Annotated in this window: 17 protein-coding genes; 9 read left to right on the top strand and 8 right to left on the bottom strand. The window is 35.2% G+C overall.

Translation table 11 applies throughout. The annotated features are described in order from the left end of the window. The first annotated feature begins 96 nt into the window (after nt 1-96). From IHE43_RS12345 to IHE43_RS12315, 7 genes are all read left to right on the top strand, one after another. Nucleotides 97-3099 (top strand): TonB-dependent receptor, encoded by a 3003-nt coding sequence (locus tag IHE43_RS12345; protein WP_192184159.1) that lies wholly within the window; start codon nt 97-99, stop codon nt 3097-3099. 12 nt (nt 3100-3111) lie between these two features. After that, nucleotides 3112-4629, top strand: a complete 1518-nt coding sequence (locus IHE43_RS12340; RefSeq protein ID WP_192184158.1) for a RagB/SusD family nutrient uptake outer membrane protein — start codon at nt 3112-3114, stop codon at nt 4627-4629. A 282-nt stretch (nt 4630-4911) separates the two neighbouring features. Beyond that, entirely contained in the window at nt 4912-6084 is a 1173-nt protein-coding gene (locus tag IHE43_RS12335; RefSeq protein ID WP_192184157.1) for a glycoside hydrolase family 88 protein, read from the top strand. Nucleotides 6085-6195: 111 nt separating this feature from the next. Next, entirely contained in the window at nt 6196-8616 is a 2421-nt protein-coding gene (locus IHE43_RS12330) for a glycoside hydrolase family 2 protein (RefSeq protein ID WP_192184156.1), read from the top strand. Between the two features lie 147 nt (nt 8617-8763). Beyond that, nucleotides 8764-10578 carry a glycoside hydrolase family 2 protein gene (locus IHE43_RS12325; RefSeq protein WP_192184155.1) on the top strand — a complete coding sequence of 605 codons (1815 nt, stop codon included), beginning with the start codon at nt 8764-8766 and terminating at the stop codon, nt 10576-10578. A 97-nt stretch (nt 10579-10675) separates the two neighbouring features. Beyond that, a complete protein-coding gene (locus tag IHE43_RS12320; RefSeq protein ID WP_192184154.1) occupies nt 10676-11239 on the top strand; it encodes a DUF2911 domain-containing protein in 564 nt (187 codons plus the stop codon). A 121-nt stretch (nt 11240-11360) separates the two neighbouring features. After that, on the top strand, nt 11361-12755 hold the full coding sequence (locus tag IHE43_RS12315; protein ID WP_192184153.1) for a serine hydrolase: 1395 nt from the start codon (nt 11361-11363) through the stop codon (nt 12753-12755). A gap of 120 nt (nt 12756-12875) precedes the next feature. Here IHE43_RS12315 and IHE43_RS12310 read toward each other — a convergent pair whose 3' ends face one another. The 4 genes from IHE43_RS12310 to IHE43_RS12295 all read right to left on the bottom strand — a co-directional run bounded on the left by IHE43_RS12310 (nt 12876) and on the right by IHE43_RS12295 (nt 17855). Beyond that, nucleotides 12876-13331, bottom strand: a complete 456-nt coding sequence (locus IHE43_RS12310) for an Hsp20/alpha crystallin family protein (RefSeq protein WP_192184152.1) — start codon at nt 13329-13331, stop codon at nt 12876-12878. Between the two features lie 686 nt (nt 13332-14017). Next, nucleotides 14018-16228, bottom strand: coding sequence for a xanthine dehydrogenase family protein molybdopterin-binding subunit (locus IHE43_RS12305; RefSeq protein WP_192184151.1), 2211 nt, complete (start codon nt 16226-16228; stop codon nt 14018-14020). An 8-nt stretch (nt 16229-16236) separates the two neighbouring features. Further along, a complete protein-coding gene (locus IHE43_RS12300) occupies nt 16237-17217 on the bottom strand; it encodes a xanthine dehydrogenase family protein subunit M (protein WP_192184150.1) in 981 nt (326 codons plus the stop codon). Then, nucleotides 17214-17855 (bottom strand): (2Fe-2S)-binding protein, encoded by a 642-nt coding sequence (locus IHE43_RS12295; RefSeq protein ID WP_192184149.1) that lies wholly within the window; start codon nt 17853-17855, stop codon nt 17214-17216. The genes IHE43_RS12300 and IHE43_RS12295 overlap by 4 nt, the downstream gene beginning before the upstream one ends. Before the next feature lie 169 nt (nt 17856-18024). Here IHE43_RS12295 and IHE43_RS12290 point away from each other — a divergent pair, with 169 nt between their 5' ends. Further along, nucleotides 18025-19158: a cysteine desulfurase family protein gene (locus IHE43_RS12290; RefSeq protein ID WP_192184148.1), complete on the top strand. Its 1134-nt coding sequence runs from the start codon at nt 18025-18027 to the stop codon at nt 19156-19158. 152 nt (nt 19159-19310) lie between these two features. Here the strand turns inward: IHE43_RS12290 and IHE43_RS12285 are convergent, their stop codons facing one another. Together IHE43_RS12285 and IHE43_RS12280 are read right to left on the bottom strand one after the other, a co-directional pair. Beyond that, complete coding sequence (locus IHE43_RS12285) at nt 19311-19898, bottom strand: NTP transferase domain-containing protein (RefSeq protein ID WP_192184147.1); 588 nt, start codon at nt 19896-19898, stop codon at nt 19311-19313. 11 nt (nt 19899-19909) lie between these two features. Further along, on the bottom strand, nt 19910-21031 hold the full coding sequence (locus IHE43_RS12280; RefSeq protein ID WP_192184146.1) for an XdhC family protein: 1122 nt from the start codon (nt 21029-21031) through the stop codon (nt 19910-19912). Between the two features lie 233 nt (nt 21032-21264). On the opposite strand from IHE43_RS12280, the gene IHE43_RS12275 reads away from it, so the two are divergent. Beyond that, complete coding sequence (locus IHE43_RS12275; RefSeq protein ID WP_192184145.1) at nt 21265-21597, top strand: YegP family protein; 333 nt, start codon at nt 21265-21267, stop codon at nt 21595-21597. A gap of 52 nt (nt 21598-21649) precedes the next feature. Here IHE43_RS12275 and IHE43_RS12270 read toward each other — a convergent pair whose 3' ends face one another. Together IHE43_RS12270 and IHE43_RS12265 are read right to left on the bottom strand one after the other, a co-directional pair. Then, nucleotides 21650-22039 (bottom strand): helix-turn-helix transcriptional regulator, encoded by a 390-nt coding sequence (locus IHE43_RS12270; RefSeq protein WP_192184144.1) that lies wholly within the window; start codon nt 22037-22039, stop codon nt 21650-21652. Between the two features lie 216 nt (nt 22040-22255). Continuing rightward, nucleotides 22256-22675 (bottom strand): hypothetical protein, encoded by a 420-nt coding sequence (locus IHE43_RS12265; RefSeq protein ID WP_192184143.1) that lies wholly within the window; start codon nt 22673-22675, stop codon nt 22256-22258. Nucleotides 22676-22936 lie beyond the last annotated feature (261 nt).

The following is a 22936-nucleotide window of genomic DNA, read 5'->3' as shown; positions in this document are numbered from 1 at the left end:
TCTTATTGCTGCAAATCCTCTTCATGCTGCTAATAATCGGAATGAGTCTATTGCTTTTTTATTTTATCTAACATTAACCTTAAAACCAAAAAATGAATGTTTACAAACCAAACAATTAAATCGCTTAAATGGTGTTTTCCGGTACTCTTCTTACTAGTCAATATCGTGATGAATGCACAGGAAAGAAAAGTCACCGGAAAAGTTACTTCCAGCGAAGATTTACTTGGCCTTCCTGGTGCAAATGTTTATATCAAAGGATCTTCTGTTGGAGCATCTGCAGATATGGACGGGAATTACACTGTAATCGTTTCAGAAAAAAATGCTGTCTTAGTTTTCAACTATGTAGGATATCAAACTGTAGAAGTTCCGTTAGGAAATAAAACAGTTGTAAATGTAAGTTTGAAAGCAGATACTAAAAATCTTGACGAAGTTGTCGTTGTAGGTTACGGTACCCGTAAAAAGAGCGACATTACAGGTTCTGTATCTTCAGTAACAGCAAAAGAGCTAACAGCTTATCCTTTATTAAATGCAGAAATGGCTTTACAAGGTCGTGCTGCAGGGGTTTCTGTACAATCGAATAATGGTGGTGAGCCAGGTGCTCCGGTAAAAATCAGGGTTCGTGGCGGAACATCGATCAATGCAAGTGGAGATGCCCTTATTGTGGTTGACGGTTTTGCAGGCGCTTCTATGCCGGCTCCTCAGGATATTGCTTCTATTGAGATTTTAAAAGATGCATCGGCTACGGCTATCTACGGATCAAGAGGTTCGAACGGGGTTATTATGGTTACGACTAAAAAAGGAAAACCGGGAGCACCGGTTATTGAATTCAGCAATTCGACTTCGACTCAATCGGTAAACAACCAATTAGATTTACTTAACGGAGATCAATTTGTGGCTTACAGAAAAAGTTTTACAACGCACACTTCAGGCGGAGCAAACACAGACTGGCAGGATGTTATTTATCGTGACGGAATGATTTCAAATTCACAATTATCGTTTTCAGGTGGTTCAGACAAAATCAGATATTATGTTTCCGGAAATTATTACAATCAAAATGGAGTTGTTATTAATTCAGGAATTGATAAATACACGATCGTAAGTAACCTTGAAGCTGATTTGAGCGACAAGTTTAAAGTGGGATTAAATTTATTCACCAGCAAACAAAACAAAGACGGAATTATCAGCCAGACTGGAGCCGGAGGAACTGGTGCTGCGGGTGTAATTGCTGCTGCTTACCGTTTTATGCCGGATAAAGGAATTTATAATGCAGATGGTTCTTATACAACTACAGCTCCAATTGGAGATGATATTGACAATCCGTATGCTACTGCAATGGAAAATATTCTGGAAGTAATCAATATTACCAACAGAAGTAATTTCTTCGCTTCGTATCAGATTACTAAAGATTTAAATTTCAAAACTACGTTAGGATTAACAGAATCTAATTCTCAAACCGGAAGATATATTCCATCTACTTTAATTGCAGGAAAAAACATCAAAGGAGAAGCTTCTGTAAACAACACCAGATTTTCTTCTTTCTTAACAGAGAATTATTTGACATATAAAAAAGAAATTATCCAAAAAGGAATTTTAACCGTTCTTGGAGGTTATTCATATCAAAAAAATACCAACGAAAATTCGTATGCCGCGTCAAGAGGGTTTCTTACGAACACCAATTCTTATCATAATTTAGGTGCCGGAACAGTATTTTTAAAACCAGATTCAGGTTTATCTGAAACAGAATTAATTTCTGCTTTCGGAAGGCTGAATTTTGATTACGATGATAAATACTTATTCACTTTCACAGCACGTCGTGACGGTTCTTCAAGTTTCAGTAAAAACTACAAATACGGAACTTTCCCTTCCGGAGCCGTGGGTTGGAATATTGCTAAAGAAAACTTCTTAAAAGATAACAAAACAGTTTCAAACCTTAAATTGAGAGCGAGTTACGGAGCAACCGGAAATCCATCGATTGGTGCCTACTCTACTTTATCGAGATTCTCAGAAATTTATGATGTCAGTGGTGACGTAATTGTAAATGCGGTTCAGTTAACGTCTTTGGATAATCCGAACTTAAAATGGGAAACATCGTATCAACAGGATTACGGAATTGATTTAGGTTTATTCGATAACAGAATCAGTCTTACGGCAGATTATTACAAAACAATTACTAAGGATTTGTTGTTCAACAGACCTTTGCCTGGAATTTCAGGAATTGCTTCTCAGCTTCAAAATGTGGGAGAATTAGAAAACAAAGGTTGGGAATTAGGTATCAATACTAAAAACTTTATTGGAGCAGATTTCACATGGTCTACGAATTTTAATATTTCGTCAAACAAGAATAAAGTATTGAAATTAGCTGATAATAAAGATTTATTAATCAACTCTGCACCAGGGCATTTCCTTGCAACAGAATCTCAGATCCTGAGAGTTGGTCAGCCGGTTGGTTCTTTCTTTGGATTTATTTATGATGGTGTAATTCAGCAAGGAGAAACTGTACTTCCGGGGAATTTTGAAACGGCTGCAGGTGGTGAAAAATTCAGGGATGTAAATGGTGACGGAAAACTGGATTCGAATGATAAAACAATTATCGGGAATCCAAACCCGGATTTCATCTTCGGATTGAACAATGATTTCACTTATAAAAATTTGGACTTGAATATTTTCTTTCAGGGTTCAGAAGGAAACCAAATTCTAAATTATACTTTAATGGAATTGGCTTCAGGAAACAATAATGCAACGACTGAGGTTTTAGATGCCTGGACACCAACAAATACGGATACAAATGTTCCAGCAAATGCAGCAAGAACCAAAAGAATTACTTCAAGATTTGTTTATGATGCAAGTTACATCCGTTTGAAAAACGTTTCTATTGGATATAGTTTAGATGATAAAGTGGTCTCGAAAATGGGATTGAGCAAAGTTCGTTTTTACGTTAGTGCGCAGAACCTTTGGACTATTACAGATTATCCGGGTTCAGATCCTGAGGTAAATTACCTAAACGACACTAACGCCAGAAGTAATACCAACTTAGGATTGGATTATGGAAGTTATCCAAACGTGAAAACATTCACTTTCGGTTTCAATTTAAAATTTTAACAGAATCATATTATGAAAAAATATATAGCCTTATTTTTCTTGGGAATATTCGCTTTTGGCTGCTCTGATCTTGAAGAAAAGCCGGTAGGAATCATTCGCCCTGATAACTTTTTTAACAATACAAATGACCTGCAAGCTGCTGTAAACGGAGCTTTTGCCAACATTGCCCACAATAATTATTGGGGAAGAGAATTTACAATCGCTTTGATGTTGCGAGATGACATGGCTGATATTGGTGACAGAACCACTCAGGCCGCGCGTATCGATGTAAATGATATGACGATGAATGATACCAACGCACTGGTTGCCAACTTTTGGCCACAATCGTATATCATTATCACTGCAGCAAATCAGGCCATTGAAGGTGCTAAAAAAACACCTGGAGATCCTGCAAAAGTAAATGCCATTGTAGCTCAGGCTTATTTTGCAAGAGCTTTTGCTTACTACCATTTGGTTCGGATTTTTGGAGATATTCCGTACGTTGATTTTGTTGTAAACGATGTTAATCAGGTAAATACGTTAGGCAAAACCAAAGAAGCTGAAGTATATGCTAAAATTATAGCCGATTTAGAATTTGCAAAACAATGGCTGGAAGACAAACCAAAAGTAAAAGCGGTTCCGGGAAAAGGTACTGCTGCAGGTTATTTGGCATCGGTTCATTTAACATTAGGAAATTATCAAAAAGCGTATGACGAAGCTAAATATGTCATTAACAATGAAGCTAAATTCGGTTTAGGTCTGGATGCTGATTTTCAGGATTTATTTAACGCTACAAAAGCGGCTTCATTAAAAGAACCCTTATTCACAATTGATTTTAATAACTTAGTATCAGGAAATTACGGCCAGGATTATACCGCATTTTTTACAGGTTCATTAAAAGACGACAGTTATAGTTACGGACAGGGATTTTCTGTAGCAGTTCCTTCTTTAAAAGTGTTTAATGACTGGGATAAAAGAGATTACAGAAGAGCGGTAAGTTTTGATACCATTATAAGAAAGAAAACCGGTCCAGGCGGAGCTTTACAGATTTATCCTTCAAGCGATAATGAAAAAGCACCTCGTCCGCATATTGCTAAATATTATCGTTTTCCGGGAAAAGCCGGTGCAAACGGAAGAACATCAGAACACAATTATATCACGATGCGTTATGCTGAAGTTTTACTGACTGCTGCTGAAGCCTTAAATGAAATTACACCCGGAACCACAGAAGCTGATGGTTATGTAAACCGAGTGCGTGCAAGAGCGAGAAATAAAGCAGGGAAACAAGTTTCTTTTCCTGCCAATGTAACTCCGGGACTTTCTAAAGCCGATTTTAAGAAAATGGTTATTAATGAAAGAAGATTAGAATTGGCTTTTGAATATATAAGATGGTATGACATCAAAAGGTTGAAAAACGGACCGGAAGTATTTGGACCAAATGGTTTTGAACCACATGCAAACTTTGACCCAAACAAAGATTATTTATTTCCATTACCAGGAACTGAATTAGCCATAAATCCTAATTTAAAACCGAACAATCCTGGTTATTAAAACAGTAGATTAATTAAAAATTTAGAATTAAAAATTAAAAATCTTTGAAAAATGTAATTATGTAAAACTCATGTTGTCATCCTGACGAAGGAAGGATCACACTAGAAGTTCCTCATGCAAAATCGCCAATCTTTGTCGAGTTTCTAGTGTGATTTCTCCTTCGTCGAAATGACAACTCTGAGAAATCTGCTCACTCGATAGCGAACAGGTGAAGCAAGGTTCAGTAGATTTTAATTTTTAATTCTCAATTTTTAATTTAAAACAAAAAATTAATTAGTAAGTATGAATAAATTTAATTCATCAGTTTTAATTCTTGGATTTGCACTACTGGCATCGTGCAAATCCGGGATTAATTCTCAGACCAAAACCACATCAGCTCCGGAAAATCTTCTGGAGAAAAGATATAAAATGCTGCTCGATTATCCGGTTGACTCAATGTCAATGCCACGCAGCATGACCATAAAAACCAATTTAATTAAAAAAGTTCCTTCACGAGACTGGACAAGCGGATTCTTTGCCGGAAACTTATGGCAATTGTACCGATTGACAGGCAATGAAGCTTATAAAAATCAGGCAGAAAAATGGACGCCTTTTAGTAAAAAAGAAAGTGTAAATAGTAATTCGCACGACGTTGGATTCAAAGTGTTTTGCAGTTTTGGAGAAGCGCTAAAAGTGGAAAACAAAGAAGAATATAAAGCCGTCATTATTAAAGGTGCCGAAACATTATGCACGCGTTTTAATGCCAAAGTCGGTGCCATCAGATCCTGGGATTTCAACAAAGAAATTTGGGATTATCCGGTAATCATTGACAATATGATGAATTTAGAATTGCTTTTTGAAGCCTCAAAATTATCAGGAAATAAAAAATATCAGGAGATTGCGATCCAACATGCCAATACCACTTTAAAAAATCAATTTAGGGAAGACAATAGCTGTTATCACGTTATCGATTATGATCCAGCTTCAGGAGCGGTAAGAAAGAAAACAACACTTCAGGGTTATAATGATGACTCTGTTTGGGCACGCGGACAAGGCTGGGCCGTTTACGGATTTACGATGTCGTACCGATATACCAAAGATCCGGCTTATTTAAAACAAGCCGAAGCGACCGCAAAGTTTTTCATATCCAATAAAAATTTGCCTGAAGATGGAATTCCTTATTGGGATTTTAAAGATCCTGCTATTCCAAATTCGGCACGCGATGTTTCTGCTGCAACCGTTATTGCATCTGCTTTATATGAATTGTACGGTTATACTAAAAATAAAACTTATTTGGCTTTCGCCGATAAAATAATCACTTCTTTAAATTCAGATAAATACATTTTAAGTGATGCTGTAAAAGCGCCTTTTATTTTAGATCACAGCACCGGAAACTGGCCAAAACACGACGAAATTGACGAACCTATAATCTATGCCGATTACTATTTTCTGGAGGCATTATTAAGAAAAAAGTAACAAATAAGTTGCAAAGGGACAAAGGTGCAAAGAGACAAAGGTTTTGAACCTCGGAGCCTTTGAACCTTTGAGCCTTTGAACCTTTGAACCTAAAAAAAAGCTTTATAAGCAATGAGAAACCAACCGCAGCACAATAACACATTTTTTACTTTTGCACTTTTTGTTTTTTTTCAGATTTGTCTGAGCAGCAGTTTTGCTCAGACAAAAATGAATATTAATGACAATTGGCTGTATTTAGAAAATCATACTTCTACCCTTTCCGAAGCTCAAAAAGCTACAAACTGGAACAACATAAATTTACCACACAGCTGGAACGCCGAAGACGCCACCGATTTAAATCCGGGATATAGACGCGATGCAAGCTGGTATCAAAAGAAATTGAATATTTCTCAAATAGATAAAAACCGACGTTATTCTATATATTTTGAAGGTTCAAATGTGACTACAAAAGTGTATGTAAATGGCAAAGAAGCCGGCGGACATATTGGTGGCTACATTGGTTTTACTATTGATATTACCAACTTAATAAAAGAAGGGAACAACGATGTTTTTGTACGCGTGGATAATAGTTATGACATCGAAATAATTCCGTCACAAAAGAGCGATTTCTTTATTTACGGCGGAATTACAAGAGATGTCTGGCTGTTATCTCAATACAAAAATCATATCAATAATCTCAAAATTACTACTCCTGAAGTTTCTGCTAAAAAGGCTTCAGTACAAATTCTGGCTTCGACAATAAATCCTGAAAATGCTAAGGATCTCTCATTAACAGTGATTCTTAAAAATCCGAAAGGGAAAAAAGTAGGCAGTAAAACGATTCCGGTTTCAGATAAAACATCAAATATAACTTTTGAAAACATCAAAAATCCGGAATTGTGGGATACAGATAATCCGAATTTATATTCTGTTACCGCTATTTTATCCGAGAAAAACCAAATCAAAGACAGTGTAAACGAAAAAGTAGGTTTCAGATGGTTTGAGTTTAAAGATCATGGTCCCTTTTATCTGAATGGAAAACGATTATTGATTCGCGGTACACATCGCCATGAAGAACAAGCGGGTGTTGGCGCTGCAATGAGCAATGAACAACATTGGGCAGATATGAAATCCATCAAAAATATGGGTGCTAATTTTGTTCGTCTCGCACATTATCCACAAGATCCCGAAGTTTATAAAGCTTGTGATGAACTTGGACTATTGGTTTGGGATGAATTGCCTTGGTGTCGTGGCGGAATTGGCGGTGAACTTTGGCAAACAAACACCAAAAATATGCTGACAGAAATCATCAGTCAAAATTACAATCACCCAAGTATTATAATCTGGTCTTTGGGGAATGAAATGAACTGGCTTCCTGATTTTCCCGACGGAGATAATACAGAAAAAACAAATATTTTTTTAACCGAATTAAACGACCTCGCACACAAACTTGATCCGACCAGAAAAACGGCTATCAGAAAGTATTATGAAGGGTCTCAGATTGTGGATGTCTTCTCCCCTTCTATCTGGTCTGGCTGGTATTCCGGAAGTTATAAAAGCTATCAAAAAGCGATCGATGTTTACAAGAAAGAATACAAACATTTCATACATGCCGAATATGGCGGAGACAGTCATGTGGGACGTCACAGCGAAAATCCGGTTACAGGTGAAAACGTCATAAAGGCCGAAGGCTGGGAAGAAGCCATCGTACAAACCAAAGTAGCAAATATTGCACAAATTGGAGATTGGAGCGAGAATTATATCGTTGATTTATTCGACTGGCATTTGCACATATCCGAGAATGATCCAACGTTTGTGGGCAACGTACAATGGGCGTTTAAGGATTTTGCAACGCCATTGCGACCTGAAGATGATATTCCGTACATGAACCAAAAAGGATTGGTGGACAGAAACGGAGTTCCGAAAGATGCTTATTATGTTTTTAAAAGCTATTGGAGCAAAGAACCGTTTACGTACATCGAATCGCATACCTGGACCGAGCGTCAGGGACCTGAAAATACACCAAGAACACTGAGTGTTTTCAGCAATTGTGAGAAAGTAACTTTATACCACGATGGAAAATCACTTGGTGAAAAATTGAGAAATCTTTCGCTATATCCTGCAAATGGTTTAACCTGGGATGTCAATTTTAAAAAAGGAGACAATATTCTGGTTGCCATTGGTGAAAATAAAGATGGGAAAACGGTTTCAGATACTTTAAAAGTAAACTATCGTTTCAACAAAAATGATACAGCGACTTCGTTACAACTGTCTTCTCAAAAATTAAAAAATGGCAATTATCTGGTTACGGCAATTGCAATTGATAATAATAATTTACGTTGCCTGGATTATGAAGAAAGCGTTTATTTTCAATGCCTAAAAGGTGGAAAAACCTTAAAAAATCAAGGAACACCAACTGGGAGTGAATCGATAAAGATGGCAAATGGAAAAGCGTCGATTGAGGTTGTACCGGATGGTTCCGGTGCACCGATTGAAATGACAGCTTTAAACCAGAGTTTTAAAGGCGAATATTTGAAGATCCTGATTGAATAAAATGCTTACTTAACCGCAAAGTTCGCAAAGTGAAAACGCAAGGTTCGCAAAGTTTAAAGAAAGCTTTGCGAACTTTGCGTAAAACCTTGGCGGTCTTTGCGGTTAAAAAACATAACTAATTACAATAAAATAAATACAATATTACCAATGAAAAAACTATTAACCGTAATCTTCTTAACCACATCTATTTTAGGATTTGCACAAAATCAAAACCTAATCTCAAACGTACCACACCGAAATACAACATCTTTAAACGGTGTTTGGAATTATATTATTGATCCGTATCAAACGGGCTTTTACAGCTTTCATCTTGATCAATACGATAAACAGGAAAAACCAGCAAAATCTGCTTTCTACAGTAATTATCATGCGGTAAACAAACAAGAATTGGTGGAATATGATTTTGATAAATCTCCACAAATCAATATTCCGGGCGATTGGACTTCACAAGTTCCGGAGCTTAAATATTACGAAGGAAACGTTTGGTTCAAAAAGTCATTCGATTATGATTTAAAAACAGGAAAACGTCTTTTTATTTATTTGGGAGCGATCAATTATAAAGCTGATGTTTATTTGAATGGAAAAAAACTAGGAACCCATATTGGAGGTTTTACACCATTCAATTATGAAGTGACATCGATTGTAAAACCAAAAGACAATTATTTGGTTATTAAAGTGGATAATACACGTCATAAAGAAGATGTTCCGACAATCAATACTGATTGGTGGAATTATGGCGGAATCACTCGTGATGTGACTTTAATTGAAGAAGAAGCGTCATTTGTTGAAGATTATAATATTCAGCTTAAAAAGAATAATCTGGTTTTGATTTCTGGTTTTGTAAAAATTAACAATCCTGATGCCGTAAAAAATGTTGTAACTATTACAATTCCGGAATTAAAAATCAATTACAAAGGAAAAGTAGGTTCTGATGGTCTTTTAAACTTCGAAATTCCGGCTAAAAAAATCTCGTATTGGTCACCTGAAAATCCAAAACTTTATGATGTAACAATTGATTTTAACGGACAAAAATTAAAGGATAATATCGGTTTCAGAACCATTGAAACCAAAGAAGATAAAATTCTATTGAATGGAAAACCAATCTTTTTACGTGGTATTTCAATTCACGAAGAAAATGCAAAAGGCGGACGCGCTAATTCTGAAGAAGATGCTTTGCGTTTGTTGAACTGGGCAAAAGAATTAGGTTGTAATTATGTTCGTCTGGCACATTATCCGCATAATGAAAACATTATCAGAACAGCTGATAAAATGGGCTTAATGGTTTGGGAAGAAATTCCGGTGTACTGGACAGTAGAATTCACCAATAAAGATACTTACAAAAATGCAGAAGATCAATTGACAGCAGCAGTTACCAGAGATAAAAACAGAGCTTCTATTATTATCTGGTCAATGGCAAATGAAACACCGGTTTCTGATGCCCGAAATACTTTTATCAAAAATTTAGCTGACCACACAAAATCTTTAGATAATACAAGATTAATCAGTGCGGCTTTACTAACAAAAAAAGAAACAATCAATGATGAAATTGGCGAATTTCTGGATATCATCGCGTTCAATCAGTATTTAGGCTGGTATGGCGGAAATCTGGAGGATGCTGAGAAAATAACCTGGAAAACCAAATACAACAAACCAGTTATTGTTTCTGAATTTGGAGGAGATGCCAAACAAGGTTTACACGGTGAAAAAAAGGAACGCTGGACCGAAGAATATCAGGAATACCTGTATATTCAAAACTTAAAGATGATTGAAAAAATACCTCATCTTAGTGGTTTGAGTCCCTGGATTCTGGTTGATTTCAGGTCTCCAAAAAGGCTTCTTCCGGGCGTTCAGGATGGTTACAACAGAAAAGGATTAATATCAAATGATGGTAATAAAAAGAAAGCTTTTTACATTATGCAGAATTGGTATGAAAAAAAGAAAAAAGAGCAAAACCAGAATTAAGAAACATTACCAATTCATTAACAAAAAACAAACTGTAATTATATGATTTTTCTTCATTATTAACTTACTTTGTAGTTATTCTAAAAATTGTAATCCTATGAAAAAATTATGCTTACTGGCAGTTATTTTATTTACTGCCGTTACAGTTCAGGCTCAAGATGCGGTAAAATTTGCTCCGTTAGATGCAAGTCCGGTTGATATTTCTTATTTCCCAAGCAGATCTGTTAAATTCAAAAAAACGGATACTCCTTCGCCTTCAATTAAAGTTATTTATTCAAGACCAGCTGCTAAAGGGCGTGTTATTTTTGGAGATTTGATTAAGTATGGTGAAGTTTGGCGTGTTGGTGCCAACGAAAATACAGAAATCAAATTCTACAAACCGGCTACTATCAATGGTGTTGCAGTTCCTGCAGGATCTTATAGTTTGTTTGCCATTCCTGAAAAAGACAAATGGACAATCATTATCAATAAAGAAGTTGATATGTGGGGTGCCTACGCTTATGATGAAAGCAAAGATCTGGTAAAAATCACAGTTCCGGTTAAAACAGTAACCACTCCAATTGAATTATTATCGATTGCTTTTACATCAAAAGATGGGATAACAAATTTGGTTATTGGTTGGGATAAAACAACGGTTGAAGTTCCTATTACGATCAAATAACAAATCGTTATTTTAACCTAAATATCAAAGAGACACTTAATTAAACAATAAGTGTCTCTTTTTTTTGTTTAATATTGAAGTAAATTTAACATTACCAAAAACTAACCAAAAACCACAAAGAATGAAAAGAACATGTTTACTTCTGTTATTTTTATTGTCCCTTTTTTCCGGATACTCGCAGCAAAAGTTTAAGATTACGTATGAACAATTAAAAGAGTATGAAGGTATTTATGAATATCAAAACAATACCACTTTACAAATAGCTGCGTCTCCAAAAGACACGATTTTATATGCTATTATCAACGAAAGCAAATATGCGCTAAAGCCTTCTGAAAAAGACATCTTTCTCAATATGTCTAAAGAAAAAATAACCTTCTTAAGAAATAATACTGCTGTTATTACCGGTTATACCTCTGACGGGAAAACTTTTAATCTCATTAATAAAAAAGTCAACTTTCCAAAAGAAATGTGGTATCCACGACTTAATTCAAAAGATTTTAAATATGTCTATCAACAACCCAAAAAAGATCTTGATGGTTTAGTAACGGAGTTGATCGATAATACCACATTAGATAAAGCATTGTTGAATAAAATGATGCAAAAAATAGTTGATGGTACGTATCCAAACGTGCATAGTGTTTTAATCATAAAAGATGGGAAGCTTGTATTTGAAGAGTATTTTTATGAATACAACAAAACGAAGTTACACGAAATGCGTTCTGCTACAAAAAGTCTGGTTTCTGCGCTTACCGGAATTGCGATTGATAAAGGTTTAATTAAAGACGCAAATGAAACAGTGCTTTCTTTTTTTCCGGAGTACACTCTTAAAAATCTAACAGAAGATAAAAGACAAATTACAATCAAAAACCTTTTAACCAACCAAAGTGGTCTTGATTGTGACTTGAGCAATCCCAAATCTGAAGGAAATGAAACTACCATGAATTATTCTGAAGACTGGGTAAAATTCACCTTAGACTTACCAATGGTTGATGTACCTGGCGGTAGAGGAATGTATTGTTCCGGTAATCCAATCACATTGGGTAAAATCGTTGAAAAAGCAACAAAAATGACACTTCCTGATTTTGCAAAAGAAACTCTTTTCAAAGATATTGGTATAAAAAACTTCAAATGGAATTTTAAACCAGATGCATCGAGTGCCGAAACATTTTGCCAAATTTATTTAACTCCCAGAGATATGGCTAAATTTGGTTTGCTTTATCTAAACAAAGGCGTTTGGAATGACAAACAGGTTATTTCTAAAGAATGGGTTAAAGAATCACTAACAAAACATTCTGTTGTTCAAGGTGTAAATTATGGTTATTTATGGTGGATTAAATACCTGGAAGTTAACGGAACTAAATATTATGGAAAAGCAGCACAAGGAAACGGCGGACAGAAAATTTACATTTGGGAAGACCAAAATATGGTTACAGTTATTACCGGCGGAAACTATAATTCGCAATCGCCAAGTGATGAAATAATTCAGAAATATATTTTACCTGCTTTTAAGAAGTAATAATTAGATTATTGGATCGTTGGATCTTGGAGAATGTTTTAAAATAGAAAAGGCTGTCAAAACTGACAGCCTTTCATGAATAAAAAACGGAGTAAATAATCTCAAAATCAGTTAAAATTATTATTCAATTTCAATCAATTTTGGACCTTTTTGTTTTGCTTCTTCTTTTTTAGGGATGGTAAGATACAGAAGTCCGTTTTCGTAACGTGCATTTATTTTATCTTCATCGACTACGTGTTTTGGCAATTCAAAACTTCTTTGAAACGATTGATAACTAAATTCACGACGAGTGTAATTTTCATCTTCTCCCTTGTCTTTTGTGTTTGTAGATTTCACACAAGAGATTGTCAATAAATTGTTATCCAGCGTAACGCTAAAATCTTTCTTGTCCAGCCCTGGCGCTGCGACTTCAACTTCATAGTTCTCAGCAGTTTCCTTCACATTTATAGAAGGTACCGTAGTACTGGTGGAAGAAAAATTACTGTTTCCCCAGTTAAAAAGCTCACGACTAAAAAAGTCATCAAATAATGCTGGTAATGCTTGAGAGTGATTCCCATTTCTTCTAATACTTAACATGATTTTTTCTTTTTAAAAAGTTATACATAGTAAATTAAATTCACATACAAAAAATGCAAAATAAATACCAAAGTAAAAAAACTGTCAATTTTTCAAGTTACTTGACATATTTTCAGACACATACGTAAAAATGTCAGTTTTGCAACTAAAACATGGTAATTATGTAACATTTAAACGAAATTATATAAGCATCGTATACACTTCAAGTGTATATTTGACACTTATCATGTTAATTTTCGATTTTAATTGTTCCACATACCTACTACAAATCGGAATTAATATTGTAAACCATAACCAAAACCAATGCGAAAATGGTGCAGTATTACACAACGTAATATAGTTTTATAAGTCAATAAAGAAACTATATTATGTCCCCCAAATAATGATGTAGTATTCTTCTATTTATTATAATTCTAAAAACTTTGTTTATTAGAAAACTGCATCATTTTTTTAATGAGCGTTTTCAATTTTCTTTTCTCAGAAAATAATCAAATCAGCAATATTTCCCATCAACAACTAGCAAGCATTCTTTTAATTTGTATCTTTTAAATCTGATGTTTTAGTTTAAGATGTTTTGTATCATTTTTTTATGATATTACAAAACTTATCCATTTTTCTTTTAATTAAAAAATCCCTTTAGGAAGTCAAGGCTTCCTAAAGGGATTTTTTAATTTTAGAATCAGGTATTACGCTGTTGCTACATTTGGTTCTAGTATCTTATCCAACGTAATTGGCAAATCTCGTACACGTTTTCCAGTGGCGTTAAAAACGGCATTTGCAATTGCAGGCGCCATTCCGACCAAAGCCGTTTCACCAAGACCTTTTGTTCCCATCGGATTACTGATTGGGTCTTTTTTATTGACGAAAAATACTTCTTGTTTTTCAATATCAGCATTTACAGGAACATGATAATCGGCAAAATTATTGTTTATCGGGCGACCAAAACGATGGTCAATTTCTAATGCTTCCATTAATCCCATTCCGATTCCTCCAACCGCCCCACCGTACATTTGTCCGGCAGAAGTTTTCTGGCTGATTACAGTTCCAATATCTGCGCAGGAAACCACATGTGCCAATCTTATTTTTCCTAAATTAGGATTCACCAGTACTTTTACAAAATGCACAGAAAATGAATAAATGGAATATTTTTTTGCTTCCTCGGTAGCTTTTGATACATTTTCTACTTCAAAATTTTCAAGCTTATTGGCACTCAGCAATGAGGCTAAAGAAACTGTTTTCGAATTGTCTTTTTTGGATGTTATTACACCATTGGCGAAAGCCAAATCAGTAATAGCTGTCCCTTTAAAAGTTGAAGTTTCAGCAGCCAAACCAAGTATTTTGCTGACCAATAAATTACAGGCATCGTGAACCGCAGAACCTACAGATGATGTTGTAGCAGATCCTCCCTGAGTTGGACCTTTTGGAAGTCCGCTTTTTCCCATTTCGATTACTACATTTTCTGTTGGTAATCCGGTAATTTCAGCTCCAATTGCGGTCATCATGGTTGCTGTTCCGGGTCCCATATCGTTTACACTACATTGTAATACTAAATTTCCATCGGATAAGAATTTTGCTTTTACAGAAGTTGGACTTCTATAACAGCCAAAAGTTCCGGTTCCCATTCCGTAACCTACCAGCCACTCACCTTCTTTAACTGAGCCTGGTTTATTTTTACGGTTTTTCCAGCCAATGCGTTCCATTCCGCCTTCATAACATTCCAGAAGATATTTACTGCTCCACGGTTTGTTTTGTTCCAAATCCTTTTCGGCATAATTTAGTTTACGAAACTCAATCGGATCCATATCTAATTTATGCGCCAGTTCGTCCATGGCACTTTCTAAGGCAAAAGAACCAGTCGCTTCACCAGGACCGCGCATCCAGATTGGTGTACAGGTATCCAGTTTTACAATACGATAGCGGGTAGAAACATTGTCACAATTATAAATAAATCGGGACATGTTTACCGTTCCTTCCATAAAATCTTCATAACTTGAAGTCATCGCTACAGCTTCATGCGTTAAACCAATCAATTTACCTTCTTTAGTAGCTCCTAAACCCATTTTTTGAATGGTGCAAGGTCTAAACCCAACATTGGTAAACATTTGCTCTCTGTGAAGCACTAATTTAACCGGACGATTTAATTTCTTTGATCCGATAAGAGCTGCAATTTCATAAGGCCAGGTGTGCAATCCCATTCCGAAAGCACCTCCAAGATATTCCGAATTTACAGAAACATCTTCTGGGGGAATTCCAAACACACCTCCTATACTTCTTCTTGTTCCTTCAACACCCTGACTTTTGGTATACACTGTTGGTTTGTTTCCGTCCCATTTCGCAATAATATTAGCCAATTCCATCGGATTGTGAACTTCAGTCGGAATAATGTATTCTTCCTCTAAAACAACGGCAGCATTTTTATAATTGTCGTGAACGCCGCGATGATAATCATCACCTTTATCGGTTTCTACTTTTTTCTCTTTGTCTTTTGCTTTTTGAAGATCTGTGATATGTTCTTCTTTGATATATTCCGCTTTAATTAAACTCGCTGCATATTGCATACGTTCAAAAGTATCAGCAATCACCATTGCGATCGGCTGATCGTAATACAGAATCGTATCGTCTTTAAAAACCTGAAGTGGTTGTCCAAAATTATGTGGATCTTTTGCTTTCTCGTATCCGGCGGGTTTATCTACATTCAAATGCGAAATAACAGCCAGAACTCCCGGCGCCCATTCGGCTTTTTTTGTATCTATGCTTTTGATTCTTCCTTTTGCAATCGTACTTCCAACCAGGCATGCATACACAATACCATCCGTTTTATACTCGGCTGAATAGGTTGCAGAACCCGTTACTTTAGCAAACCCATCTACTCTATTTATATTACTTGTCTTGCTCATAATTCAAATTATTTAGATGATGCTATAGTTAATGCTTCTACAATGGCATTTGGTCCGAGAACTAATTTAAAATCATTATCTCCATAACCTCTTGCTCCTTTCATAGCCAAATCAGCTGCTTGTCTGAAAATTGTTTCTGAAACTGTTTTCCCTTTTAAAAATTCTTCCGCTTCAGTAAGTCGCCAGGGTTTATGTGCTACGCCTCCCATTGCTAAACGTACGTCGTTAATCGTATTATTTTGAATATCTAAAGCTGCAGCTACCGAAATCAGTGCAAAAGCATAACTGCTTCGGTCACGAACTTTTAGATAGTGAACATTTTTAGTAAAGTTATTATTCGGGATTTCAACTGAAGTAATCAATTCTTTGTTTTGAAGTGTATTGTCTTTTTCCGGAGTATTTCCCGGAAGGCGATGGAAATCAGTAAATTTAATTTCTCTTTTTCCTTTTGGCCCTTCCACTAGGACTGTCGCGTCCAATGCTGCTAAGGCAACGCACATATCACTCGGGTGAACAGCGATACAACTATCAGATGCACCAAAAATGGCGTGCATTCTGTTTGATCCGCCAATAGCACCACAACCGCTTTTTGGAACTCTTTTATTGCAGGGCATATCGGTATTATAAAAATATGAACAACGTGTACGCTGCAACATATTTCCGCCAACCGTCGCCATATGTCTAATTTGCTGAGAGGCTCCGGCACTTAAAGCCATTGCCAGCAAAGGATGCTTTTCTATTATGGCGCTATCTTCGGCAACCTGACTATTTTTTGCCAACGCACCAATTGTTGTTTTCCCCGTTAGGAATTCTATCTTTTTTAAGTCTATTGCGGTAATGTCGACAAGTTTGTCAGGAGCGACCACATTTTTCTTCATTAAATCGACAAGATTGGTTCCTCCGGCAATAAACATAGCGGAAGATTCTTTACCGATGCTTGTAACAGCCGATTTTGATGATAATGCTTTTATGATTTGGAAGTTTTTCATGATAGCATCCCTCCTTCCTTAACTTCGGTAATAGCATCAACAATATTGTGGTAAGCGCCACAACGACAAATATTACCACTCATATATTCTCTAATTTCTTCTCTGCTGTTGGCATGACCTTCTTTGATGCAGGCAATTCCCGACATGATTTGTCCGGGAGTACAATACCCACATTGAAAACCATCATTTTTGATAAAGGCTTCCTGCATTGGGTGTAGTTTTTTCCCTTTTGAAAGTCCTTCAATTGTAGTAACCTGAGCATTTTGCTGCATTGATGCCAATGCTAAACAAGACAAAATTCTAGTACCATTAACATGTACGGTACATGCTCCACATTGCCCGTGATCACAACCTTTTTTAGTTCCGGTCAAATGTAATTGTTCACGCAGTAAATCCAATAAAGTGGTACGGGGTTCCACATTAAGATTTTGTTTTACTCCGTTTACTTCTATAGAAAGCGGAACCGTTTCAAGATATCCGGCGATTTTTTCATCCCATTTATTTTCAGAGGCCATCACCAATGAAGGCGGTGCCAAAGCAAGAGCGGTAAACAATCCAGACTTTTTTAGAAAGTCCCGACGAGATGCATTCGATTCATCTTCTGTCAATTTGTCTTTGGTTGATCTTTTGGCGGCCATACCTGGTATTTTTAAGTTAGAAAAAATCAAAAATGTTATTCCTAACAAATTTAACAATCCTACGCAATAAATACTTATAAAATTCACACAAAATCGTAATTTATTTGAGTAATAAATAAGAGATTATTTAAATTACAAAATTGTATTTTTACATCTTTAAGTAATATTTATGCCTCAATTACGCACTATATATTTAGACAATAATGCGACAACCCGTCTTGATGAACGGGTGCTCGATGCAATGCTTCCTTATTTTACGGATCTTTATGCCAATGCAAGCAGCAGTCATTTAGCCGGATTAGAAATTCAGGAAGCTGTTGAAAATGCCGCCTGGCAAACCGCTAATTTAATTGGTGCTAAAGAAGAAGAGATCATCTTTACTTCCGGAGCAACAGAATCAATTAATTTAGCCATTAAAGGATTGGCAATTGAAAACAAAAAACATATTGTAACTGTTGCTACAGAACACAAAGCTGTTCTTGAAACTTGCCGCTATATGGAAAGTATTGGTTTTGATGTTACCTACCTGCCAGTTGCTTCAGACGGAATTCTTGATATTAATATTTTAAATGAGGTAATTACAACTAAAACACTGATTGTCATAATAATGTTTGCAAATAATGAAACCGGAGTCATTCAGAATATTACTGAAATATCAACCGTTATTCATGCAAAAAATGCACTCTTTTTATGTGATGCAACACAGGCTGTCGGAAAGATTTTAATTGATGTAAAAAAACTTGGAATTGACCTTTTGGCACTTTCTGCACATAAGTTTTATGGTCCGAAAGGTGTTGGTGCCTTATACATTTCGGCGGAAGCCAAAATAAAATTATCGCCATTACTAAACGGCGGAAACCAACAACGAAAACTAAGAAGCGGAACTTTAAACATTCCTGGAATTATTGGTTTAGGTAAAGCAGCTGAAATTGCTGTTTTAGAAATAGATAACGACAACAATAGAATTATACTATTGAGAGATCAGCTAGAAAATGGTCTGTTAAAAATTAAAGGATCATTCATAAACGGAAATACCCATAACAGAATTTACAACACATCCAATATTTGCTTTCCGGGTGTCAATTCTGAAAAACTCATTATGGCATTGCAAAACATTGCTGTGTCAAATGGCTCTTCGTGCTCTTCTGTAACATCAGAACCTTCACATGTTTTAAAAGCTTTAGGATTATCTGATGAAGATGCTTTAAGTTCGATACGTTTTAGTTTAGGCCGATTTACAACTGCCGAAGAAATTGAAGAAACAATTGAAAGAGTAACTGCTTTGGTCGAGCAGCTTTCTTAATGCCATGAAGGCTAAGCCCCAAAGATTTTCAACTTTATCTAATTATAAAGACCAAAAAGAATTGTTTCTTTTATAGCTCACATTTACTTGTGCCTTTCCAGCTTGCACTTCAACAAAAAAACTTTGTGCCTTAGTGCCTTCGTGGCAAAACCCTACAATTCAGAAATGAGCTTATTATAATCTTCTTCTGTATCAATGTCGATATTACCTTTTTCAAATGGAATTGAAGCCGTATCGTCTAAAAATTGATTAATGATTTTTTTGGCTCCTTCCTGCCCTTTTAAATTCAGCAATTCGCCAAAGTATTTTTTATCAAATAAAACCGGCGTTCCTAATGTTTCAGCATAAGAAGAGGCTATAATTCCTTTTCCGTTTTTTTGGTGTTCAGCTATCAGATTTTCAAAAACAGAGTGAGAAACAAATGGTTGATCGCAAACGGCAAGAATGCATTTCTCTATTTCAGGAAATAATTGCAATGCTTTATTTATGCCTGTATTTATGGATGAAGACATTCCTAATTCCCAATCCTGATTAAAGGCCGTTTTTATTTTAGAAGAATCAATTTCCTTTTCTATTAATTCGTGATTTGCGCCGGTTACAACAATAACGACAGACTCTTTTATTGCAGAGGCTTCTGCAATAATGTGCTGCAAAAGGGTAGTGTCTTTATAAACCAGTAATTGCTTTGGCTGCCCCAATCTTGAAGAATTTCCTGCTGCTAAAATTATAATACCTGTCATCACTTCTTTTTTTAGATTACTATTTTTGAATCGTGTATTTTTTGTGTTTTGTGTTTGAGTGAAGTTCCTGTTTTTCCACTCATAACTGCTTTAATTTCTGCTATAATGGATAAAGCAATTTCTTCTGAAGTTTCAGCACCAATATCAAGTCCGATTGGGCCGTAAATACGATTCAATTGTTCTTCACTTAAAATTATTCCTTCCGAACTTAAATCGTCGAGCATTCGGTTTAATTTTGATTTTGGCCCCAGAATTCCAATGTATTTACAATCAACTTTTAAAAGTAATTTTAATACCGCCAAATCATATTTATAATCATGGGTCATTAAAACGAAATAAGTCTGCTCATCGATCTGAATATTATCGAGAAATTGTTCCGGTTTTACAACAAAAGTCTGTTTGGTTTCAGTAAATCGTTTTGTAGTCGCATGCGTTGCCCTTCCATCACCTATAATTGTTTCCCAACCTAATAAAGTAGCTATATTTACAAGTGGCTGAACATCATTTCCAGCGCCTGCAACAACAAGTGCAACAACCGGTTCTATGCACTCAATTAAAGCTTCATTTTCATCCTCGTCCTGTATTTGTTTTATGATGGTCGTCTTGCTTTCAAGTGCTTTTTTCACATCCGGAATAGTGTTTATTGCGATATCGTTACTATGTAAAATATCTGAATCTTTTCGATAAAATAACACTGTTCCTATTTGTGGTGCATTTCTTTTAAGCGAAAAAAAAGTTAAGATTATGGCGGCTTTTCGTTCGGTTTCTAATTGTTGTAAAAGCTGTATGGGGTTATTGATTAAATCATCATTAATATATTCAAAAAGAATATGAACAATTCCGTTGCAACCCAATTGTAGTCCAACTTCACTATCATTTTCATTAGTGGTATTGTAGGTAATTAATTTATTTTGCTGTTGATGAATAGACAGTAATGCTTTTCGTAAAGCATCACCTTCTAAACAACCACCACTAATGGCACCTGTCAGATTTCCATCCTCAGTAACCAACATGCGTGCACCGGGCTGGCGATAAGACGAGCCTTCTACTTTTACCACAGTGGCAAGAGCAGTCTTTTTTCCGGCTTTTTTCGCCACTGAATAGGCTTTTAGAATTTCATTAATTTCCTTCATAGTAATAACGGTTACTAACAAAAGTAGATAATTATTTTTTTGATGAAGACCTAAACCATTAAAAGTATTAACCCAAAAAAGTAGTGTTTAATTGAAATCTGCTTTCTGAGGTTTATATAATGTGTAATCTTCTAATTTTCAATTTTATTTTTCTGAAAGATTAATTTATACCATCAAGTTTTGTATTTTTATTAAAGCAAAGTTTATTAATACCTAACTTAAAAATAAATAATATGGGAAAATTTGTAATTACTAAAAGAGGAAACGGTGAATTCCAATTCAATTTAAAAGCAGGAAATGGACAAACAATTTTAACTAGTGAAGGCTATAGTACAAAAGCGGCCTGCACGAACGGAATCGAGTCTGTGAAAACCAATTCACAAGATGATAGCCGATACGATAAAAAAGAATCCAGCAACGGAAAACTATATTTTAATTTAAAAGCCAGCAACGGTCAAATTATCGGATCAAGCGAGATGTACGAAAGCACATCGGCCAGAGATAATGGAATTGCATCAGTAAAATCAAATGCTCCCGATGCAGCTGTAGATGATCAGACTTCATAAATCATAGCAATACAAATTAAAAAACGAGGTTTAGCACCTCGTTTTTTTTATATTATATCTGACCGAATTTTCTTTTATAACGATTTAATTCCTCTTCTGTTTTACTTAAAAGTTTTTCTAAAAGCCTTATTTTATCTTCATACAATTCTTTTAAGGCGGCACTGTTATCAGAGTTAATTAAAATATTTCCATTATTACTATTTCCTTTTACGGTATTTATGCTATTAAAATATCTTTCACTGTCAAAACTAATGATATCTTCTACGCTAACTTCTAAAATCCGGGCTATTTCAACCAATTTTACATAGGTTAAAATAGTTTTTCCTTTTTCAATTTTACTATAACCCGCCTGGGTGACACCAAGTTGATCTGCCATATATTCCTGGGTATAATTTTTTAATTCTCTAATGCTTTTAATTTTATTTTTTATTGAAGTGGCCATAAGTTTTATTTGGGGGACGTGTATAGCTAAATCAGCTGCTACTAAACTTAAGGATTGTAGCTATATTTTGGAAATCTGATAGCGCTTCAAATGTAGGTTAATGAAGCAGAATTTGTCTAGTTGTTTATTTTTTTCTAGTTGTAATGATAAAACCGTATACCAGAGCAACAATAATAAAAGCCAAATCATAATCAGAAATTTCATGTAATAATTGATTCATTTTAATACCTTATTTTTGGTTTGGTGCAATATTCGATAATATTCATGATTCAGGTACTGATCGATTTGCTTTCCAATTAATGGACGGTCCTGAACATCAATTTTAACCTTAATTTCTTTTTGATAAATGTCTTTTACAACCACATAATATTCAAATTCGATATTGGTGTGTAATCTTAAAATAATTAAGATTGCATAACAGAGTAAAGTTGGTATTACATAGTATAAATCCATTAAATTAGTAAAAAGCATGCAATAATAGGCCAAAGCCGTAACGGCAATAAAAGTACAATTTACAAGAAAATAGGTTTTCTTTTTTTTGAGCAATAGAAGCTCTTCAATTTCATTAAAATTGTATTGCCATCGTAGTGATCCATAATAAAATTGCACCTGGTCATGGGTAAGGGAAATGAACATAATAATTAATAGTATTAAAAATAATCGAATCTATCTTAAGAAAACCTACAACAAACCCTTAAAAAAGAATTAGTTACAGTGTAAAAAAGCTATTTGAAAGTATAAAATGTTACAGCAACACTTCATATCGCAATATTACGGAGAATCTCTATTTTTTTTCTTACAAACCATCTTATAGAATATAACCAACAGTTGTAATTAAATCCAAAACATCAATTTTTACTGACATTCTACAAAATACGTTTAACATTTTACTCATAT

The organism is Flavobacterium sp. MDT1-60 (assembly GCF_014844035.1).
GTDB lineage: Bacteria > Bacteroidota > Bacteroidia > Flavobacteriales > Flavobacteriaceae > Flavobacterium.
The sequence above is the reverse complement of the archived record's forward strand: the minus strand, read 5'-3'. Positions and strand labels throughout refer to the sequence as shown.